This is a genomic window from Streptomyces sp. NPDC050743 (assembly GCF_044456925.1).
GTDB lineage: Bacteria > Actinomycetota > Actinomycetes > Streptomycetales > Streptomycetaceae > Streptomyces.
The window spans coordinates 122,334-141,864 of sequence record NZ_JBITGJ010000002.1; the positions used below are offsets into that span (position 1 = coordinate 122,334).

17 protein-coding genes and 1 pseudogene are annotated in these 19,531 nt (G+C 71.6%); 6 read left to right on the top strand and 12 right to left on the bottom strand.

Translation table 11 applies throughout. The features are described from left to right. The first annotated feature begins 66 nt into the window (after positions 1 to 66). From ACIBJF_RS03005 to ACIBJF_RS03025, 5 genes are all read left to right on the top strand, one after another. Complete coding sequence (locus ACIBJF_RS03005; RefSeq protein ID WP_399171898.1) at positions 67 to 1,434, top strand: ABC transporter substrate-binding protein; 1,368 nt, start codon at positions 67 to 69, stop codon at positions 1,432 to 1,434. After that, a complete protein-coding gene (locus ACIBJF_RS03010; RefSeq protein ID WP_399171899.1) occupies positions 1,431 to 2,366 on the top strand; it encodes a carbohydrate ABC transporter permease in 936 nt (311 codons plus the stop codon). Before ACIBJF_RS03005 ends, ACIBJF_RS03010 begins: the two co-directional genes overlap by 4 nt. Continuing rightward, positions 2,363 to 3,190, top strand: coding sequence for a carbohydrate ABC transporter permease (locus tag ACIBJF_RS03015; protein ID WP_399171900.1), 828 nt, complete (start codon positions 2,363 to 2,365; stop codon positions 3,188 to 3,190). The genes ACIBJF_RS03010 and ACIBJF_RS03015 overlap by 4 nt, the downstream gene beginning before the upstream one ends. After that, entirely contained in the window at positions 3,187 to 4,176 is a 990-nt protein-coding gene (locus tag ACIBJF_RS03020; RefSeq protein WP_399171901.1) for a zinc-dependent alcohol dehydrogenase family protein, read from the top strand. Before ACIBJF_RS03015 ends, ACIBJF_RS03020 begins: the two co-directional genes overlap by 4 nt. A gap of 111 nt (positions 4,177 to 4,287) precedes the next feature. Then, the gene (locus tag ACIBJF_RS03025; protein WP_399171902.1) at positions 4,288 to 5,517 is read left to right on the top strand and encodes a TerD family protein; all 1,230 of its coding nucleotides are present in this window, start codon (positions 4,288 to 4,290) and stop codon (positions 5,515 to 5,517) included. A 130-nt stretch (positions 5,518 to 5,647) separates the two neighbouring features. Here ACIBJF_RS03025 and ACIBJF_RS03030 read toward each other — a convergent pair whose 3' ends face one another. The 7 genes from ACIBJF_RS03030 to ACIBJF_RS03060 all read right to left on the bottom strand — a co-directional run bounded on the left by ACIBJF_RS03030 (position 5,648) and on the right by ACIBJF_RS03060 (position 14,021). After that, positions 5,648 to 6,214, bottom strand: a complete 567-nt coding sequence (locus ACIBJF_RS03030) for a TetR/AcrR family transcriptional regulator (RefSeq protein WP_399171903.1) — start codon at positions 6,212 to 6,214, stop codon at positions 5,648 to 5,650. Positions 6,215 to 6,274: 60 nt separating this feature from the next. Beyond that, positions 6,275 to 6,838 (bottom strand): 2'-5' RNA ligase family protein, encoded by a 564-nt coding sequence (locus tag ACIBJF_RS03035; protein WP_399171904.1) that lies wholly within the window; start codon positions 6,836 to 6,838, stop codon positions 6,275 to 6,277. 408 nt (positions 6,839 to 7,246) lie between these two features. Further along, the gene (locus ACIBJF_RS03040) at positions 7,247 to 8,263 is read right to left on the bottom strand and encodes a 1-aminocyclopropane-1-carboxylate deaminase (RefSeq protein ID WP_399171905.1); all 1,017 of its coding nucleotides are present in this window, start codon (positions 8,261 to 8,263) and stop codon (positions 7,247 to 7,249) included. 25 nt (positions 8,264 to 8,288) lie between these two features. After that, a complete protein-coding gene (locus ACIBJF_RS03045) occupies positions 8,289 to 8,936 on the bottom strand; it encodes a GntR family transcriptional regulator (protein WP_399171906.1) in 648 nt (215 codons plus the stop codon). Between the two features lie 104 nt (positions 8,937 to 9,040). Continuing rightward, positions 9,041 to 10,624, bottom strand: coding sequence for a TROVE domain-containing protein (locus ACIBJF_RS03050; protein ID WP_399171908.1), 1,584 nt, complete (start codon positions 10,622 to 10,624; stop codon positions 9,041 to 9,043). Positions 10,625 to 10,982: 358 nt separating this feature from the next. Continuing rightward, a complete protein-coding gene (locus tag ACIBJF_RS03055) occupies positions 10,983 to 12,431 on the bottom strand; it encodes an alkaline phosphatase PhoX (RefSeq protein ID WP_399171909.1) in 1,449 nt (482 codons plus the stop codon). Positions 12,432 to 12,593: 162 nt separating this feature from the next. After that, the gene (locus ACIBJF_RS03060; protein WP_399171910.1) at positions 12,594 to 14,021 is read right to left on the bottom strand and encodes a hypothetical protein; all 1,428 of its coding nucleotides are present in this window, start codon (positions 14,019 to 14,021) and stop codon (positions 12,594 to 12,596) included. Between the two features lie 265 nt (positions 14,022 to 14,286). Between ACIBJF_RS03060 and ACIBJF_RS03065 the strand changes: the two genes are divergently transcribed. Continuing rightward, the gene (locus ACIBJF_RS03065) at positions 14,287 to 16,113 is read left to right on the top strand and encodes an endonuclease/exonuclease/phosphatase family protein (protein WP_399171911.1); all 1,827 of its coding nucleotides are present in this window, start codon (positions 14,287 to 14,289) and stop codon (positions 16,111 to 16,113) included. 12 nt (positions 16,114 to 16,125) lie between these two features. Here ACIBJF_RS03065 and ACIBJF_RS03070 read toward each other — a convergent pair whose 3' ends face one another. The 5 genes and pseudogenes from ACIBJF_RS03070 to ACIBJF_RS03090 form a co-directional block, all read right to left on the bottom strand. Beyond that, positions 16,126 to 16,863 carry an SRPBCC domain-containing protein gene (locus ACIBJF_RS03070; protein WP_399171912.1) on the bottom strand — a complete coding sequence of 246 codons (738 nt, stop codon included), beginning with the start codon at positions 16,861 to 16,863 and terminating at the stop codon, positions 16,126 to 16,128. 14 nt (positions 16,864 to 16,877) lie between these two features. Beyond that, positions 16,878 to 17,489 (bottom strand): ArsR/SmtB family transcription factor, encoded by a 612-nt coding sequence (locus ACIBJF_RS03075; RefSeq protein ID WP_399171913.1) that lies wholly within the window; start codon positions 17,487 to 17,489, stop codon positions 16,878 to 16,880. 449 nt (positions 17,490 to 17,938) lie between these two features. Further along, positions 17,939 to 18,244, bottom strand: a pseudogene (locus ACIBJF_RS03080) (DUF3618 domain-containing protein); the annotation flags it as partial. Between the two features lie 282 nt (positions 18,245 to 18,526). After that, on the bottom strand, positions 18,527 to 19,240 hold the full coding sequence (locus ACIBJF_RS03085; RefSeq protein WP_399171914.1) for a hypothetical protein: 714 nt from the start codon (positions 19,238 to 19,240) through the stop codon (positions 18,527 to 18,529). After that, complete coding sequence (locus ACIBJF_RS03090) at positions 19,237 to 19,380, bottom strand: hypothetical protein (RefSeq protein ID WP_399171915.1); 144 nt, start codon at positions 19,378 to 19,380, stop codon at positions 19,237 to 19,239. The genes ACIBJF_RS03085 and ACIBJF_RS03090 overlap by 4 nt, the downstream gene beginning before the upstream one ends. Between the last annotated feature and the right edge of the window lie 151 nt (positions 19,381 to 19,531).

Sequence of the window (19,531 nt, forward strand, 5' to 3'; positions counted from 1 at the left end):
CACTCCCTTGGCGGCCCTCCATACCGCCGAGCGCCCCTTATCTCCCGATATCTCCAGGAGCGATCCATGCGAACCCAGAGCCGACGGAGGCCGCGAGCCACGCTCGCCATGGCCGCCGCAGGGACGCTGCTCGCCCCGCTGCTCTCCGGCTGCTGGGTCGGTGCGGGCGGGACCGGTTCCGGCGGCGACTCCATCAACGTGCTGATGGTCAACAACCCGCAGATGACCGAGCTGCAGAAGCTCGCCCCCCGCTTCACCGAAGAGACCGGCATCAAGGTCAACTTCACGGTCCTGCCCGAGAACGACGTCCGCGACAAGATCAGCCAGGACTTCGCCAACCAGGCGGGCCAGTACGACGTGGCGACGCTGAGCAACTACGAGATACCGATCTACGCCCGCAACGGCTGGCTGCACGAGATGAGCTCGTACGTCGCCAAGGACCCGTCGTACGACGAACAGGACGTCCTGGGCCCCATGCGCCAGTCCCTGACCGCCTCCGACGGCAAGCTCTACGGCCAGCCCTTCTACGGCGAGTCGTCCTTCCTGATGTACCGCAAGGACGTGTTCGCGGCGAAGGGTCTGACGATGCCGGCGCATCCGACCTGGCAGCAGGTCGCCGACCTCGCCGCACGGGTGGACGGCGCGCAATCCGGCATGAAGGGCATCTGTCTGCGCGGCCTGCCCGGCTGGGGCGAGATGATCGCGCCGCTGACCACCGTGGTGAACACCTTCGGCGGCACCTGGTTCGACAAGAACTGGAAGGCGCACCTCGACTCCCCCGAGTTCGAGAAGGCGACGAAGTTCTATGTCGACCTGGTCCGCGCGCACGGCGAGTCCGGCGCCGCCCAGTCCGGCTTCGCCGAGTGCCTCAACGACATGACGCAGGGCAAGGTCGCCATGTGGTACGACGCCACCTCAGCGGCCGGCCTGCTGGAGGCGAAGGGATCCCCCGTCAAGGGCAAGCTCGGCTACGCCCCCGCCCCCGTGGAGAAGACCCCGTCCTCCGGCTGGCTCTACACCTGGGCCTGGGGCATCCAGCAGGCCTCCCGCAATCCGGACAAGGCCTGGAAGTTCGTGTCCTGGGCGTCCGGCAAGGAGTACGAGCGGCTGGTCGGCGAGACCAGCGGCTGGCCGAACGTCCCGGCGGGCAAGCGGGCGTCGACGTACACCAACGCCGAGTACCGCGCATCGGCCGCCGCCTTCCAGGACATGACCAAGCAGGCCATCGAGAGCGCCCGCCCGAACGACCCCGGCGTACAGCCGCGCCCCGCGCCCGGCATCCAGTTCGTCGGCATCCCCGAGTTCACCGACCTCGGCACCAAGGTCTCCCAGGAGATCAGTGCGGCCATCGCCGGACGCCAGTCCGTCGAGTCGGCCCTGAAGAAGTCTCAAGCGCTCGCCGAGAAGATCTCCAAGGAGTACGAGGGACGATGACCGCGACGACAGCACCCCTTGCGACCACACCGGTACGCGCCACGCGGCAACCCTCCGCCCGCCTGCGCGCCTGGGCCACCCGGGCCCCCCTCATGCCCGCCCTCGTCTTCATGATCGTCGTGACCCAGCTGCCGTTCGTGGCCACGCTGGTGGTCTCCTTCTTCGACTGGAACGCCCTCTATCCCAAGGCCCGCCACTTCACCGGCCTGGACAACTACCGCCAGGTCCTGACCGACGCGGACCTGCGCCACTCGGTCTGGACGACCGTGCTGCTCACGGTGACGGTGGTGCTGGTCAGCCTGGTCCTCGGACTGGCGCTGGCCCTGCTCCTGGACCGGAGGTTCCGCGGCCGGGGCGTCGTCCGCACCCTGCTGATCGCCCCGTTCCTCGTCGTCCCGGTGGCCGCGGCCCTGCTCTGGAAGCATGTGCTCTATAACCCCGAATACGGACTGCTCAATGGGTTGTTGCACTATGTGGGCGGCCCACAGCCCGACTGGATCTCCAACACTCCGCTGCTCGCGGTCGAGGCCTCCCTGGTGTGGCAGTGGACGCCGTTCATGATGCTGATCCTGCTCGCCGGCCTGCAGAGCCGTGACCACGAGCAGATCGAGGCCGCGCGGGTGGACGGCGCGAACGACTGGCAGGTCTTCCGCCATCTGACTCTCCCGCACCTGCGCCGCTACCTCGAACTCGGCGCCCTGCTGGGCTCGATCTACATCGTCCAGAACTTCGACGCGGTCTTCACGATCACGTCCGGCGGACTCGACACCGCCAACCTGCCCTACACCGTCTACCAGAGCTTCTACCAGGCCCACGAGAACGGCCTCGCCTCGGCCGCCGGCGTCCTGGTGGTCATCGGCTCGATCATCATCGCGACCTTCGCCCTGCGCGTGGTGTCGTCCCTGTTCCGCGAGGAGGTGTCCCGCGCATGAACGCCGTGCGGAGCCGAGGCGGCCTGGGTCTCGTGGCCTGGCTCGTCGGGATCGTGTTCTTCCTGCCCATCGCCTGGATGGCGCTGACGTCCTTCCACTCCGAGGCGGACGCGGCGACCAACCCGCCGTCCTTCGCCGCGTCGCTGACCCTCGACGGCTACCGCGAGTTCTTCGGGTCGGGCGGCGGCGCGAGCCCCTGGCCGGCGCTGATCAACTCCACGGTGGCGTCCGTGGTGTCGACGATCTGCGTGCTGCTCCTCGCCCTGCCGGCGGCGTACGCGCTGTCCATCCGGCGGGTCCGCAAGTGGACGGACGTCCTGTTCTTCTTCCTGTCCACGAAGATGCTGCCAGTGGTGGCCGGTCTGCTGCCGATCTACCTGTTCGCGAAGAACACCGGGATGCTCGACAACATCTGGCTCCTGGTCATCCTCTACACCTCCATGAACCTGCCGATCGCGGTGTGGATGATGCAGTCGTTCCTCGCCGAGGTCCCGGTGGCGGTGATCGAGGCCGCCCAGATCGACGGCGCCCGGCTGCCGACCATCCTCGCGCGCGTGGTCGCCCCGATCGCCCTGCCCGGCATCGCCGCCACCGCACTGATCTGCTTCATCTTCAGCTGGAACGAGCTGCTGTTCGCCCGAGTCCTGACGGGCGTGGTCGCCGAGACCGCCCCCGTCTTCCTGACCGGCTTCATCACCAGCCAGGGCCTGTTCCTGGCCAAGGTGTGCGCCGCGTCGCTCGTCGTCTCCCTGCCGGTGCTCGCCGCGGGGTTCGCCGCCCAGGACAAGCTGGTCCAGGGCCTGTCGTTGGGAGCTGTGAAATGAAGGCCGCCGTCATCGAGTCCGTGGGCCGCGCCGTCGTCACCGAGGTGCCCGACCCGACTCCGGGCCCCCGCGAGGTCGTCGTGGAGGTGGCGGCCTGCGGCCTGTGCGGCACGGATCTGCACATCCTCCAGGGCGAGTTCGCGCCCAAGCTGCCGATCGTCCCGGGGCACGAGTTCGCGGGCGAGGTGGTCGGCGTCGGCAGCCAGGTCACCGAGGTCGCGGTCGGCGACCGGGTGGCCGTGGACCCCTCCCTGTACTGCTACGAGTGCCGCTACTGCCGCGACGGCCACAACAACATGTGCGAGCGGTGGGGCGCGATCGGCGTGACGACGGCGGGCGGGGCGGCACAGTACGCGGTCGCCCCCGTGGCCAACTGCGTGAAACTGCCCGAGCACGTGCGCACCGAGGACGCGGCCCTGGTGGAGCCGCTGTCCTGCGCGGTGCGCGGCTACGACGTCCTGCAGTCCCGCCTGGGCGCCCATGTGCTGATCTACGGCTCCGGGACCATGGGGCTGATGATGCTGGAGCTGGCCAAGCGGACCGGCGCGGCGAGCGTCGACGTGGTCGACGTCAACCCGGCCCGGCTGGAGACCGCCCGCAAGCTCGGTGTCTCGGGCGCGGCCGGAAGCGCGGACGAGCTGGACCGCCCGCGGGGCTGGGACGTGGTCGTGGACGCGACCGGCAACGCGGCGGCGATCCAGGACGGCCTGGAGCGGGTGGCGAAGGCGGGCACCTTCCTGCAGTTCGGGGTGGCCGACTACGCGACCCGGGTGACGATCGACCCGTACCGCATCTACAACCAGGAGATCACCATCACCGGCTCCATGGCGGTGCTGCACAGCTTCGAGCGGGCGGCCGAGCTGTTCGCGAACGGCGTGCTGGACCCGCAGGTGTTCATCAGCGACCGGATCCCGCTGGCCCGCTACCCGCAGGCGCTGGAGCAGTTCGCGGCCGGGGTGGGACGGAAGATCGTGGTGGTGCCCTGAGGCGAATCGGGGTCGGGCCCCTGAGCCGATCGGGGGCCGGACCCTGAGCCGATCGGGGGTCGGGTAAGGGAACGGTAAAGCGGTGTCGTTCGTTCACCCGGCATGACAGCTATGACCCCTGGCTCGAACATCGCTCTCCCTGCCGCACGCGTGACGGTGGACGTCGCCGCTCCGGTGCGGCTCGACGTGTCGGGCCTGCTGCTCACGGCCGACGGCAAGGTGCGCTCGGACGACGACTTCATCTTCTACAACCAGCCGGCGGGGCCGGGCGTGACGTACACCTCCGGCGGCGGTGCGGCGCCGGACGCGATCACGGTCGACACCGCCGCCGTCCCGCCGGACATCGAGAAGATCGTGGTCACGGCCAGCCCGGACGCGGCCGGCCAGACCTTCCAGGGCATCGAGCCGACGGCCACGATCCGCGACGCGGACGGCGGCACGGTGCTGGCCACGTTCACCCCGCCGCAGCTCGGCGCGGAGACCGCGCTGGTCGTCGTGGAGATCTACCGCCGGGGCGGCGTCTGGAAGGCCCGCGCGGTCGGCCAGGGGTACGCCGACGGGCTGGCCGGCATCGCGACGGACTTCGGGGTAACGGTGGAGGAACCGGCGGCCACGCCCGCGGCACCCCCGCAGCCGGCCGCCGCCCCCGCGGCCCCGCCGCAGCAGCCGGTCGCCCCGCCGCCCGCCATGCAGCCGCCGGTCACCCCTCCGGCCCCGCCGGTGTCCGCTCCCCCGGTCCCGCCCTCCCCGGCGCCGGGCGCGGGGAAGATCAACCTCGACAAGGGGCGGGTCAGCCTCCAGAAGAACCAGACGGTTTCCCTCATCAAGGGCGGCCGCCCGCTGCTCTCCCAGGTCAAGATGGGGCTCGGCTGGGAGCCGGCGTTCCGCGGTGCGGACATCGACCTGGACGCCTCGGTCATCGCCTACGGCCCGCAGCGCAACCACCTCGACAGCTGCTACTTCGGCAAGCTGACGATCCTGAACGGCGCGATCAGGCACTCCGGCGACAACCTCACCGGTGAGGGCGCGGGCGACGACGAGGTGATCACGGTCGACCTCGGCCGTCTCTCCCAGGAGGTCACCGGCCTGGTCTTCACGGTCAACTCCTTCTCCGGGCAGAAGTTCACCGAGGTCGCCAAGGCCTACTGCCGTCTGCTGGACGCCACCACCGGCGAGGAGCTGGTCCGCTTCGACCTCACCCACGCCGAGCCCCAGACGGGCGTGATGATGGCCAAGCTCGTCCGTCAGTTCTCGGGCGAGTGGGACATGACGGCGCTGGGCGACTTCGTGAAGGCCCGGACGGTGAGAAACATGGTGGAGCCGGGGGCACGGGCCCTGTAGCTCGCGGGGTGCGGGGAGCTATGCGGCCAAAGGCCGCCGTCGGGATGCGGACCCTCGCCGGGTGCGGGTCCGTGGTGGCCGGCCGAGCCCGCGCGGCGGGGCCGCATGGTCAATGCGGCCCCGCGCCCCTTCAGGGCGCCAGCCCCTCCATCAGCAGCGCCAGGTACCGCCGGATCTCCCGCCCCTGCCCACCCCCCAGTTCCGAAGCCGTCGCCACCCCGTGGGCCAGCCGCAGCAGCTCGATCGGCCGCAGGTCGGCCCGCAGGGCACGCTCCCTCTGAGCCGCCTCCACCAGCCGGCCCGCCGCCCGCTGCACCGTCGTGGCGCACGCCGTCGACGCGGCCGAGCTGCCGTCCGTGACCGCCGACCCCAGCAGCGCCTTCATCCCGCGCACCTGGATCGTGGCCACGCACAACTCGTTCAGCCACTCCATCAGCGCCTCACCCGGCGGCAGTTCCTCCGCCAGCTCGTCGGCCCGCGCCCCCAGCGCCTCCATCCGGTCCACGTACGCGGCCTCCAGCAGCGCCTGCCGGGTCGGGAAGTGCCGGTAGAGGGTGCCGGAGCCGACGCCCGCCCGCTTGGCGATGTCGTCCAGCGACGCGTTCTCCCCGTGCTCGGCGAAGGCCTGCGCCGCCACCTTCAGCAACCGCTCGTAGTTGCGCCGGGCGTCCGCGCGCATGGGCCTGACCTGCGGCATCCAGCAACTCCTCGCACCCGGGGATCGTCTCCACAGCCTAGCGAGACCCGGTTCGCCCGGTCAGTGCCGCTCCGGTGGCTCGTATCCGCCGCTCGCCGGGTCCGGACCGAGGTGGCGGCGTACCTCACCGGTGCCGAGGCCGACCGTGGCACGCGTCCGCATGGGGCCGTCACCGCGGCGGGACAGCACGGCGATCTCGTCCACGCGGGCGTGCAGCACCCCGAGCCGGGCGGCGCATTCGGCCGCGAGGACACGCGGGGCGCGGGTGCGCCCGAGCGAGAGGTGCGGGGTGAAGCGCGGGAAGCGGTCCGTGCAGGCCGGGAAGGGCTCCGCCAGCAGGCGCCTCAGCTCGGTCCAGGGCGCGGCGCCGGCCGCCGCGGGGTCGAGCCACACGGTGGAGTAGGACCGGTGACGGAAGAAGCGGACCCCGTCGAGCCGGATGTCGAAGGGCTCGCACTCCGTGGCCGCGGCGGCCAGCAGCGGGAGCGCCGCCGCGAAGTCCTCCTCCGGTACGAAGCCGAAGATCAGGTTCACATGGGGCGGCCAACGGCGGATCTGCGGGTCGTGCTCGGCACGGATGCCCTGGATCGCGGGCCACAGCCCGGCCGGCGGCAACCACGCCACGGCGCTCCGCGGCGTGGGCTCCGCCCCCAGCCGGCCGGGGGCCGCAGCCGGGAGGGGGGTCTTGGGCGGACCGGGGGCCTCGGAGGGTCCAGCGACCCCAGCCGGGCCTGGGGTCTCGGAGGGACCGGGGGCCTCGACTGGTCCAGGGACCTCGGGAGGGCCAGAGACGACCTGAGCCGAGCCGGGGGCCTCGTGCGGGCCGGGGACCTCGGCTGCTCCAGGAACCCCAACCCGGCCGAGAACCTCAACCGAGCCGGGAACCTCCAGCAGACCGGAAACCTCAACCGAGCCGGAGATCTCAGCCGAGCCGGAGACCCCCGCAGGACCGGACTTCGTGGGGTGGGGCACTCTCCCATCATGGCCCCGCCCTCCAAGCGGGGCGTCGGTGCGAGCTCGGTCGGAGCGGGGTTAGAACAGGGCGCTGTAGGCGTTCAGCGCCGGCTGGCCGCCGAGGTGGGCGTAGAGCACGGTGGAGTCCGCGCCGATCTCGCCGCGCCCGACGAGATCGATGAGCCCGGCCATCGACTTCCCCTCGTACACGGGGTCGGTGACCATGCCCTCGGTCCGCGCGGCCAGCCTCATGGCCTCCAGGGTCGACGCGTCGGGGATGCCGTACGTCCCCGCGTGGTACCGCTCGTCCAGCTCGATGTCCGCCTCGGTCAACTCGCCCTTCACACCGATCAGTCGGCCCGTGGCGTGGGCGATGCGGGCGATCTGCGCACGGGTGGCGGCGGGTTCGGCCGACGCGTCGACGCCGATCACCCGGCGCCGCCGTCCGCCCGCCTCCTCGAGCGCCCGGAACCCGGCGACCATGCCCGCCTGCGTGGACCCGGTCACCGAGCACACGATCACCGTGTCGAAGAAGACACCCAACTGCGCTTCCTGCTCGGCGACTTCGTAGGCCCAGTTGGCGAAGCCGAGGCCGCCGAGCGGGTGGTCGGAGGCGCCGGCCGGAATGGCGTACGGCTTGCCGCCCGCCGCCTCGACGTCCCTGAGCGCCTGCTCCCAGCTCTCCTTGAACCCGATTCCGAACCCGGCCCGCACCAGCCGCACCTCCGCCCCGGCGAGCCGGCTGATCAGGATGTTGCCCACCTTGTCGTACACGGAGTCCGGCCACTCGACCCAGCTCTCCTGCACCAGCACGCACCCGAGTCCGGCGCGGGCGGCGACGGCCGCGACCTGCCGGGTGTGGTTGGACTGCACCCCGCCGATCGACACCAGCGTGTCGCAGCCCTGGGCGAGCGCGTCGGCGACCAGGTACTCCAGCTTGCGGGTCTTGTTCCCGCCATAGGCGATCCCGGAGTTGCAGTCCTCCCGCTTGGCCCACAGCGAGGCGCCGCCGAGGTGCGCGGTCAGGCGTGGGAGCGGGTGCACCGAGGAGGGGCCGAAGAGGAGGGGGTAACGGTCGTACGACGCCAGGGACACGGGACCTCCAGGGACGGAGAAGGGATCAGTCGGGGTCGGCCAGGTCGGTGAGCGTGCGCCAGATCTGCTCCGTGACGCGGACCGCGCCGTCCACGTCACCGCCGGCGCAGGCCTCGATCAGCCGCTCGTGCAGTCCGGCCGAGCGGCACGAGCCGCCCTCGCCGAAGCGCTGCCGCTCCAGGCGGCGGATGAGCGGGGTGTAGCGGGCGACGGTGGCGGCGGCCGCGCGGTTGCCGGCCGCCCGGACCAGCACGTCGTGCAGGTCGTCGTCGGCGCGCAGGGCCTCGTCCACGTCGCCGGAGCGCACGGCGGCGGCGAACCGGTCGTTCGCCGCGCGCATCTCCGCGACGTCCGCCGGCCGCAGTCGGGGGACGGCGACCCGGGTGACCAGCTCGTGCATGGCGCCGACCACGGCCGCCGCGTCCCGTACGTCGGCGGCGACGAGCGGGGTGACCCGGGTGTAGCTCTGCGGCTTGCTCTCCAGCAGCCCCTCGTCCACCAGCCGGGAGAAGGCCTCGCGCACGGGCGCACGGGACAGCCCGAGCCGCTCGGCGAGGTCGGCGTCGCGCACCACCGCGCCGGGCTCGATCTCCCCGGCCACGATGGCGTCCCGGATCGCGGCGTAGGCGCGGTCCCGCAGCAGGGTGCGGGGAACCGGTCGTAGGCTCTGCACGAACTGAAATGTTAGATGTCAAGTCCGTGCCCGACAATCCCCGGGCACGGATGTGGCCCGCACCCCCCGTAGAAGTGCGGGCCACGCTCAGGGCCGGATGCCGCTCAGGCCTGCCACGGCCAGCGGCTGTCGTCGGCCGCCTCAAGGAGGGGCACCATCCGGAAGGCCGCGTCCGAGAGGCCGCCGAAGGTGTGCCTGTTCCCCGTGCCCGACGGTCCGTGGCCCGCCCGGTATCCCTCCAGGTTCCAGGTGTAGACGGGCACATGGGCCGGGATCTGGTCGGTCGGGCCGCCGTGCCGGCTCGGGGCGTACTGCTCGTCGGTGACGATCAGCACCCGGTCGTGCTTGCGGTAGTGCCGGCGCACCGCGTCGGTGGTGTCGGTGCCGCCCAGGCTGCCGAAGCGCTCCAGGATCCTCAGCACCGACTCGCCCTTGCGGAACCTCACCGTGTCGCTGGTCGTACCGAACTGCACGAGGTCGGCGTCGGCCGCCCGCAGCGCGAGCGCGGTACCGAAGATCGCCGCCGCGTCGGCCCGGGTGAGCCCCGAGCGGTCCTGGGACGGGGACCAGAACATCGAGCCCGACCGGTCGACCAGGACCAGCGTCCGGCCCGGCAGCGCGGGCACGTTGGCCAGCGAGTGGCCGAGCGCCTGCTCCAGCGGGTAGGACCAGCGCAGCGACGGCGCGTGCCGGTGGGCGGCGAGGTAGCGGAAGGGGAACTGCCGCGAGCGCGCCACCTGCTCCGGGTCGCTGATCTTCGCCGCCACCCGGGCCGCGACCTCGTCGGACACCCCGGCCTCGTCGAAGTTGCGCAGGTTGCGGACGAGCGCCATCGCACCCATCGACGGGATCACGGCCTCCCAGGCCGCCTTGTCCATGGGGCCCTGGAGCCACCCGGCCAGCGCCTCCCAGGTGATCCCGGCCGCCGCGAGCCGTTCGGCGCCGCCGGGCGAGGTGACGACCGCCCGCCGGTCCCCCAGCGGCAGTGCCATCAGCTCGCGGTGCGCCGTGAGCACCGGCAGGGACGCGGGCGGCACGGCGGCGTCCGGGCGGTGCCGGCGGTCGAGCGCGTACTGGAACAGCTCGCCCTGCCACGGCTTGTCCGGGTCCGGCGCCGCGTGCACCAGGTTGAGGATGTCGCCGAAGCGGTAGCCCTTGGACGCGGTGTCGTACTTCAGCAGCGCCTTGGCGTGGTACAACCGCCGCACGGCGTCGGCGACCCCGCGCTTGACGGGCTTGGGTACGGCGCGGCCGTGGACAGACGTCCAGTACGCGAGCAACTCGCCGGGCTCGTCCGGGCGCTGGAGTACGCGGTCCACGACCTGCCGGTTCGACGGGCCGTCGCTCGCGCCGGCCGTCAGACGTGCGTGCACGTACTCGGCGGCGCCGACGAGCGAGGCCGTCCGCAGCTGCCCGTCACCGCGCAGCCAGCCGAGCAGGCCGGCCGTCCAGTCGGGGTCGCGGACGGCGAGCTCGCGCACCAGCCGGGCGAACCGGTCGTCACGGTCGGTGCCGGACTCGTAGAAGGTGCTCCGCGTGACGAAGTTGGAGACGGCGAGCAGAAAGAGCTCGGAGCGTGCGTCACGCTCGTGCCCCCGGCCGCCCTCGTACGTCGGCAGGATCCGGCCGGTCGTGGTGACGGGCGAGACCGGCTGTGCCTTCGCGGCACGCGTGTTGAATCGCGCCATGGCGAATTCCCCCGAATTCTCTGCTGTTTCGGAGGGAGGCGCAGCAAGTGGAGGGTGCCCGAGGTCGGAAGTCGGCGACGGTCCTTAGTCAGATGCTCTATCCGTTAAGCTACATCGACCCGTGGTCGATGACGGGATTCGAACCCGCAGCCTTCTGATCCCATGAAGTATCCGCTGCCTGCGCACCGGACACCCACCATGAGCTGCGCCTCCCGAGATCAAGTCGGCTGCGGCTGTTGTTTCATTCCTGGACAGGGAAGTAGCCGCTGCCATCGCACCGGGAGGTGCGTGACGTTGTGATCTCACTGTAGGAGGCGCAGCTCTGGGGGTGCGAGCGAATTAATCCCCGCTTCCGGCGTTACCGCTGCTGCCGCTTCCACGGCCCGGTGATGGCGAGCATGATGCCGGGCGTCTGGATGTTGGCGAACAGGATCCGGCCGTCGGGCGAGAAGGTGACGCCGGTGAACTCGCTGTACTCCGGCTCCGCTTCGGTGCCGATGTTGAGCTCGTTGCGGGCGATCGGGTAGGTGCGGCCGCTCTCGGTGGCGCCGAACAGGTGCTGGACGCCCTCGCCGTCCTCGGCGATGACGAGGCCGCCGTACGGGGAGACGGTGATGCTGTCGGGGCCGTCGAAGGCGCCGTCCTTGGCCGGGTCCGGGTTCACACCGAGCAGCACCTTCAGGGTGAGGGTCCGGCGCCGCGGGTCGTAGAACCAGACCTGGCCGTCGTGCTGGACCGGGCTCTCCGCACGGGCGAAGGAGGAGACGATGTAGGCGCCGCCGTCGCCCCACCACATGCCCTCCAGCTTGCGGGCGTGGGTGACCTGGCCGTCGGTGAACTGCTTGCGGACCGACACCGTCTTGGCGTCGCGGTCGGGGACGTCCACCCAGTCGACGCCGTAGACCGTGCCGATCTTCGTGGCGCGGGAGAGGTCGTCGACGAACTTGCCGCCGGAGTCGAAGCACTTGAAGGCCTGCAGCACACCGGCGTCGTCGGCGAGGGTGCGCAGCTTGCCGCGGCCGTGGCGGAAGCCCTCCGGCGGGGTCCAGCGGTAGAGCAGGCCGTTGGGGCCGGCCGCGTCCTCGGTCAGGTAGAGGTGGCCGCGCTTGGGGTCGACGACGACGGCCTCGTGGGCGTAGCGGCCGAGGGCCTTGATCGGCTTGGGGTCGCGGTTGGCCCGGCGGTCCTCCGGGTCGACCTCGAAGACGTAGCCGTGGTCCTTGGTGAAGCCGTTCTTGCCGGCCTTGTCCTCGGTCTCCTCGCAGGTCAGCCAGGTGCCCCACGGGGTGCTGCCGCCCGCGCAGTTGGTGGCGGTGCCGGCGATGCCGACCCACTCGGCGACCTCGCCGCCGTGGCGGACCTCGACGACGGTGCAGCCGCCGGCCGCGGCCGGGTCGTAGACGAGGCCCTCGGTGAGCGGGACCGGGTGCGGCCAGTTGGCGCGGGCACCGGCGAGCTCGTGGTTGTTGACGAGGAGGGTGGTGCCGCGGGGGCCCTCGAAGGTGGCGGTGCCGTCGTGGTTGGACGGGGTGAACTCGCCGGATTCCAGCTTGGTCTGGCCGCTGTAGGTGATGATCTTGTACGTGAAGCCCTCGGGCAGGGCCAGGATGCCGTTCGGGTCGGAGATCAGCGGGCCGTAGCCGATGCCGTGGTGGCCACCGCGCGCCGACTCCACCTCGTCGCTGTCGATGTCCGTCGCGGCGAGGGCGTTCGGCGCCGTGGCGAGCGCGCCGACGCTGCCCGCCAGGGCGACACCGGCACCGGTGATCGCGGATTTTCTGGCGAAGTCCCTGCGGGTGAGCGACATGGTGTGTCTCCTGAGACGGTGGGAGTGCCGTGGAGGGTGGCAGACCTCGGTTCGGCGCACACGCTCCCGCCGCACCTTGAACGGGGGTTGAACAAAGGACTGCTTCAGAGGCCCTTGTTCAAGAATCCGTATGCGTCACCCCATGACCGGCTCAAGGAGATGTCAAGCCCCGTACTGCGATCGCGCCTTGAACGCGGCCTTGCGCGCTTCCTTCGCCACCTTCTTGTCCGGATGCAGCCGCCCCATCGCCTCCAGCACCTCGGCCGTGGCCGGGTGCTCCACCCGCCAGGCCGCGGAGAAGAACCCACTGTGCTGCGCGGCCAGCCCCTCCACCAGCGCCTGGAGTTCCTCGGAGTTCCCCTCGGCCGCGAGCTGCGCCGCCACCGTGTCGATGGTCAGCCAGAACACCAGCTCCTCGGACGGTGCCGGCACACCCGCCGCACCCCGTTCGCTGAGCCACACCCGGGCCAGCCCGCCGAGTTCCGGGTCGTCCAGCACCTCCCGCAGCGCCGGCTCGGCCTCCGCGCCGATCAGGGACAGGGCCTGCTGGCAGCGCAGCCGGCGCAGCGGCGCGCCCGCGTCCCCACCCCGTGCCGCCGCGAGCAACTCCCGTGCCCCGGCGAGCGGTTCCCGCCGGGCGAGCCACTGCTCGGTCTCGGCGTGCGCCGCCGCCTGGCCGAACGCGGCCGTACCGTCGAGCAGCGCGTCCGCTCCCTTGTCGGCGAGTTCACCGACGGCCGGCGCCTGGAACCCGGCCTCCAGCAGCCGCGCCCGCAGTCCGTACGCGCCGAGCGGGGTGAGCCGGACCATGCCGTACCGCGAGACGTCGGTGTCGTCCACCGGCGCGGCGGGCTCCTCGTCGGGGTCGGCCATGAGGGCCTCGTCCACCGGCCGGTACTCCACGACCCCGGCCGGCTCCAGCATCCGGAACTGGTCGTCCAGCCGCATCATCGCGTCGGAGACCTGCTCCAGGACGTCGTTGGTGGGCTCGCCCATGCCGTCGGGGACGATCATCGAGGCGGCCAGGGCGGGCAGCGGGACCGGGCCCTCGCCGGGGCCGTCCTCACTCACGGTCAGCAGATACAGGTTGCCGAGGACGCCGTCCAGGAACTCCGCCTCGGCCTCGGGATCCCAGTCGAGTGACGAGAAATCGATCCGGCCGCCCTCGTCCAGGGCGTCGACCAGATCGTCCAGATCCGGAACGCTCGCGTCGGCGATGACGGTCTCCAGCGCGGCGAGCCACACGGCGAGCACATCGGCCGGGGCGCCGGCGGTGAGCAGCTTCAGCTCCTCGCCGGCCCGGACCGTGCCAGCCTCCTCGTCCACGATCTCGACCAGTCCGGCGTCCACGGCGACCCGCCAGGCCTCACTCGCGTACGCGGCGGCGTCATCGCCGCTCAGTCCGAGCAGTTCGGCGGCGGCCGGAAGCTGCTCCTCGGCCAGTCCGCCACCGGCGTCCACACGGGTCTCGGGCCCGGCCCAGCGGGCGAGGCGGGCGGCGCGGGAGAGCAGCGGAGTGGACAGCGCGGCGCGTGCCAGCTCCGCTTCGGAGTGCAGCCGTACGGGCGGCAGGGGGGAGCTGTCTGACATCGGCTGGTTCTCCTCGGACCGTGAACGGGCTCAGCCGCTCAGCCTAGACGGATTTCCACCCATGCCGCCCGGTTCATCTCCCCGTCAGCCGTCGTACATGGCCGAAACCTTGACAACTCCCCACCCCAGGCAGGAGATTGACGCGCGTAGAAGTTGGGGGGACAACTGTTCACTCGGCTCTACGCGTGTCACAGAGGGCTACGAGCCCCACACGCTCCCGTACCACCCTCGTCCCGGCGCATCGTCACGTCCCCGGAGGGATCCCTTGCCGAGCAGGTCTTCCGCGCGCCTCGCCGCGCTCACCGTCGCCGCCGTCTGCAGTGCGGCGTCCGCCGTCGTCCTCACCTCGCCCGCGCACGCCGACTCCGTGCGTATCCACGATATCCAGGGCACCACCCGAATATCGCCGTTCGCGGGCCAGAAGGTGACGGACGTGCCGGGCGTCGTCACGGCCACGCGCACCTACGGCTCCTCGAGAGGTTTCTGGATCCAGGATCCGAGCCCGGACGACAACCCGGCCACCAGCGAGGGCGTCTTCGTCTTCACCAGCTCCACCCCGAAGGTCGCGGTCGGCGACTCGGTGACGGTGACCGGCACGGTCTCCGAGTACGTCCCGGGCGGCGCCTCCTCCGGCAACCAGTCCCTGACGGAGATCACCAAGCCGACGATCACCACCGTCTCCAGCGGCAACGCGGTCCCGGCGCCGGTCGTGATCGACGAGGACTCGGTGCCGGACGCGTACACGCCCGAGGGCGACACCGCCGCCGCCGGCTCGATCAACGGCCTGACCCTGGACCCGTCGACGTACGCCCTGGACTACTACGAGTCCCTGGAGGGCATGAACGTCCAGGTCGAGGACACCCGCGTGGTCACCGCCACCGACCCCTACAGCGAGCTGTGGGTCACGGTGAAGCCGTGGGAGCACCGCAGCAACCGGGGCGGCACGGTCTACGGCTCCTACGACTCGCAGAACACCGGCCGGCTGCAGATCCAGTCGCTGGGCTCCACCGCCGACTTCCCGAAGGCGAACGTCGGCGACACCCTGGAGGGCACCACCACCGGCCCGCTGGACTTCAACCAGTACGGCGGCTACACCCTGGTCGCGAGCAAGCTCGGCACGCTGCACAGCGGCGGCCTGGAGCGGGAGACCACGCGGAAGCAGTCGAGCCGCGAGCTGGCGGTGGCGACCTACAACGTCGAGAACCTCGACCCGTCGGACGCCACCTTCGACAAGCACGCCGCCGCGATCGTGAACAACCTTCAGTCGCCCGACATCGTGTCCCTGGAGGAGATCCAGGACAACAACGGCGCCAAGGACGACGGCACGGTCGACGCGAACGAGACCGTGAACAAGCTGATCGACGCGATCGTCGCGGCGGGCGGCCCGAAGTACGACTGGCGCTCGATCAACCCGGTCAACGACCAGGACGGCGGCGAGCCCGGCGGCAACATCCGCCAGGTGTTCCTGTTCAACCCGGAGCGGGTCTCCTTCGTGGACCGCGCGGGCGGCGAGTCCACCACCGCGGTCGGTGTCACCAAGGTGGACGGCAAGGCGCAGCTGACGGTCTCCCCGGGCCGTATCGACCCGACGAACGCGGCCTGGACCAGCAGCCGCAAGCCGCTGGCCGGCGAGTTCGTCTTCCGCGGCAAGACCGTCTTCGTGATCGCCAACCACCTCAACTCCAAGGGCGGCGACCAGGGTCTGACCTCGCAGTACCAGCCGCCCGTGCGCAGCTCGGAGATCCAGCGCCACGCCCAGGCGACCGAGGTGAACGCGTTCGTCAAGGACATCCTGTCCGTGCAGAAGAACGCGAACGTCATCGCGCTCGGCGACATGAACGACTTCGAGTTCTCCGAGACCGCGAAGATCCTCGAAGGCGACGGCGAGCTGTGGTCGGCGATCAAGTCGCTGCCGAAGAGCGAGCGTTATACCTACGACTACCAGGGCAACGAGCAGGTCCTGGACCAGATCCTGATCAGCCCGGCGATCCGGCGCGGCTGCGACTTCGAGTACGACAGCGTGCACGTCAACTCGGAGTTCAACGACCAGATCAGCGACCACGACCCGCAGGTGCTGCGCTTCCGCCCGTGAGCGAAGCCGCTCTCAGGACCGGCTGAACACTCCGTCCAGCCAGTCCTGCCAGGCGCTCTCGTTCGCCTCGGCGTCGGCGTCCGGCGCGAAGTCGTGCACGCTGATGCCGAGCGGGGCGCCCCAGTGGCCGCGCCCGAAGAAGCGGATGAGCGCGTCGTCGGTGCGCAGCCCGATGAAGTACGGGTTGCGGTAGTCGAGTACGGCGTCCAGGGTCCGTCCGCCGGGACCCTGGACGGCGACCTTCGCACCCGCGGCGGCGTCGTCCGCCAGGCCGAGGGCACGCCCGGCGGCGGCGAGGGCCTCCGGGGTCCCCGAGGCCGCCGGCCCGTTCAGCTGGGCGAAGGTGACCGGGCGGGGCGCGAAGTGCGTCAGGTACTCGCACAGGGTGTGCAGATAGAAGTTGGTGTGCTTGCTGGCGCCGTCGTACTGGTTGTTCCAGTCGTCGGTGAAGATGCCGCTGTGCACATAGCGCACCCAGGCGCGGCGGCCCTCGTCGCGGGGCTCGATGGTGTAGTCGAGCTGGTTGAGCGACTGGACCGGGAAACCGACGTCCTCGCTGCGGTTGGTGTAGCGGTGGGGCGGGTCCCAGGCGGTGACCGTGGACCCGAAGGGCCCCGAGCCGCCGACCCGGGGTTCGGGCGGGTCCATGGGCCACAGATAGCCACCGGTTCCGGTGGTGACGGCCTCCCACACCTTCTCGGGCGGGACGTCGACCTCGAACTCGCGGACGATCTCGAATTCCTGGGGCATGGCGGGGCTCTTTCTCACTGGTCCAGTGCGGGGTCGGGCTGCTGTTCCTTGACCGTGGGGTGGAGGGCGACGACGATCCGGTGGTCCCTGCCGCCGTCGGCGTCCGGGGCGTCGTACTTGCGGATCAGGGCGCTCACACCCGCCGTCAGCTCCTGCACGAAGGCCGCGCGGTCGGCGGCGGAGGCGAACCGGACCTGGCCGTCCAGGGCATAGGTCGCCAGCCGCTTCCTGGCCTTGGCGGCGCCGGTGATCAGCGCGCCGACGTCGCGCACCAGGCGGGCGCCGAGCGCGAGCAGCCAGCGCGCGGAGAGCTGGTCACGGAAGCGGTCCGGGTCCGGCTGCACGGCGGGCAGGGCGGCCGGCGAGATGACGTACGACGCGGCGGTCGCGCGCATCAGCCGCTCGGTGACATTGCCCTTGCGGCGCTCTCCGGCCAGTTCGACCAGGCCGTGCCGCTCCAGCGCCCTGAGGTGGTAGTTCACCTTCTGGCGGGGCAGTCCGACCTTGCCGGCCAGCATCGCCGCCGACGCGGGTCCGGCGGCCAGCTCGGCGAGCAGCCGGGCCCGGACGGGGTCCAGCGACACCGCCGCCGCCTCGGGGTCCTCGATCACGGTCACGTCCAGCATGCGACCACCCTCGCACCGAAAACTTTGTTTGTCCAGACGGACTGAGTTTTCGGCCGAGGGTGGTGTCGTGTCGAGCCCCGGCGGGCCGGGAGCCGTCAGTGGCGGCGGCGCTGCCTGCGCCAGGCGATGCCCGCCGTCACCGCGGTCGCGCCCAGCACCCCCACGGCGATGACCGGCCCCGGATGACGCATGCCCGCGCGCAGCGTGCCACGCAGGGGCTGCGGGACGGAGCCCTCCACGGCGTGCCCGGCACGACTCGCCCGGCCCTGCACGGCGTGCCCGGCCTGTGCCGCCCGGCCCTGTGCCGCATGCCCGGCCTGCGCGGCCCGCCCCTGCAGCGTGTGCCCCACCTGCCCGGCCTTGCCTTGCACCGCGTGGCCCACCTGCCCGGCCTTGCCTTGCACCGCATGCCCCGCCTGAGCAGCCCGGCCCTGCACCGCGTGGCCCACCTGCCCGGCCTTGCCTTGCACCGCGTGCCCCGCCTGAGCGGCCCGGCCCTGGACGGCGTGACCGGCCTTGGCGGCCCTGTCCTGCATGCCGTGGCCGGCGTGGGCGGCGCTCGCGCGCAGCTGCACCGTCATGGCACCGGCCTTGTCCTTCAGGTCGGCGGCCCGCACCCGGGCCCGGCCCTTGACATCGGCCTTGCCGACCAACTGGGCGACCGTGTGCCCCAGTTGATGCCTGGTGTGCTCGATCTGCCGCCGCAGCTCGTCGGGACCCTTGGCGCCCGATCCGTGCGGAACCCTGTGCTTCATCGGTGTGCCCTTTCCCTGATCGCTGTAGCGCTGAGCGTGATGCCTCCTGCGGCCGCACACGGCGGGGAGGGAACGCGGCGGGTGGTGTCCGCCCGCCGCGGCCGCGAGGACTTCCCACACCACGCGACGAACAGCCCGCCGGACCGAGACCGGACACCACCCGGCGCGGCACCGACTCACAGACCACCGTAGGCGCGACACCGGCCACCACGCACCCGCACGGGCCGCCGGAGGCATCCGCATCCGCGCACCCGTACGTTCGGGTACCCGGCCCGGAGACGTTCAGCCCCGCTCGGCGCCCCCGGTGCCGCGCTCGCCCAGCCGCGCGAGTTGGCTCTGGAACCAGTCGAGCCGCGCCTGCAACAGGGCGGCCTCCGCGACGAGTTCGGGCATCCCCAACTCCGCCCCGGCCGCCGACTCGCCGGACTCGCCGGACCCGCCGAAGGGAAATCCGCTTTCCCCGCCCCGCGCCACCACCCGCAGCCCGTGCCCGGCCAGCCGGGCGAAGCCGGCGAGCGAGACGGACGGACGGCCGCGCACACAGCCGGCGCAGACGGGGCCGAGGGCCCGCCAGCCGGGCCTGCCCCAGCCGGCGTCGGCGAGCGCGGCGGCGGTGGCGCCACAGGCGCACGGACCGGCGGTGGCCGTGCGCACCCGCTGGCGGGCGTAACGGAAGCCGCGCTCGAAGCGGATGTAGGCGCCGAGCACAAAGACCTCCAGCACCAGGGCGGTCCGGTGCTCGGCGGTGCACAGCATGGCCTCGGCGGCACTGCGGTCGTGGACGCAGTGGAAGCCGCAGTCGCACAGCCGGGCCGGCGGGCGGTGCCGGCGGCCGTAGACGCAGGAGGCGTCGTCGAGCACGGCGTAGGGCAGCGCGCCGCCGAGCGACACACCGGTGAACCCGGCCCGGGTGCCGTCCTGGGAGAGCACCGGGTGGGCGATCTTGTATCCGGTCGGCGGCTCCGTCGGGCGTTCCGCCGGGAGCCGCAGTCTCATCGGGCGGCCGGGACCTCTTCGCGGGCCGGCTCGGCCGGTTCGACGGGGGCGGCGGTCTCCTCGGGGAGCGGGGCCCGTTCTTCGTCCACGAGCGGCCGCTCCTCGGCGACTCCGGTGGCCAGTGCCTTGCCGAGCTTCATGGTGCCTCCCATGACGGACGTCGGTGACCCTCCGGCCATAGTGACCCATGAGGGGCCGAGTTGGACACAGGGCCTTCGGCCACCCAGCCCGATACTTCAGTAGTACTTAGCTATATCTCGTAGGGGAATTAAGTAGAGCTTCACGGAGGTC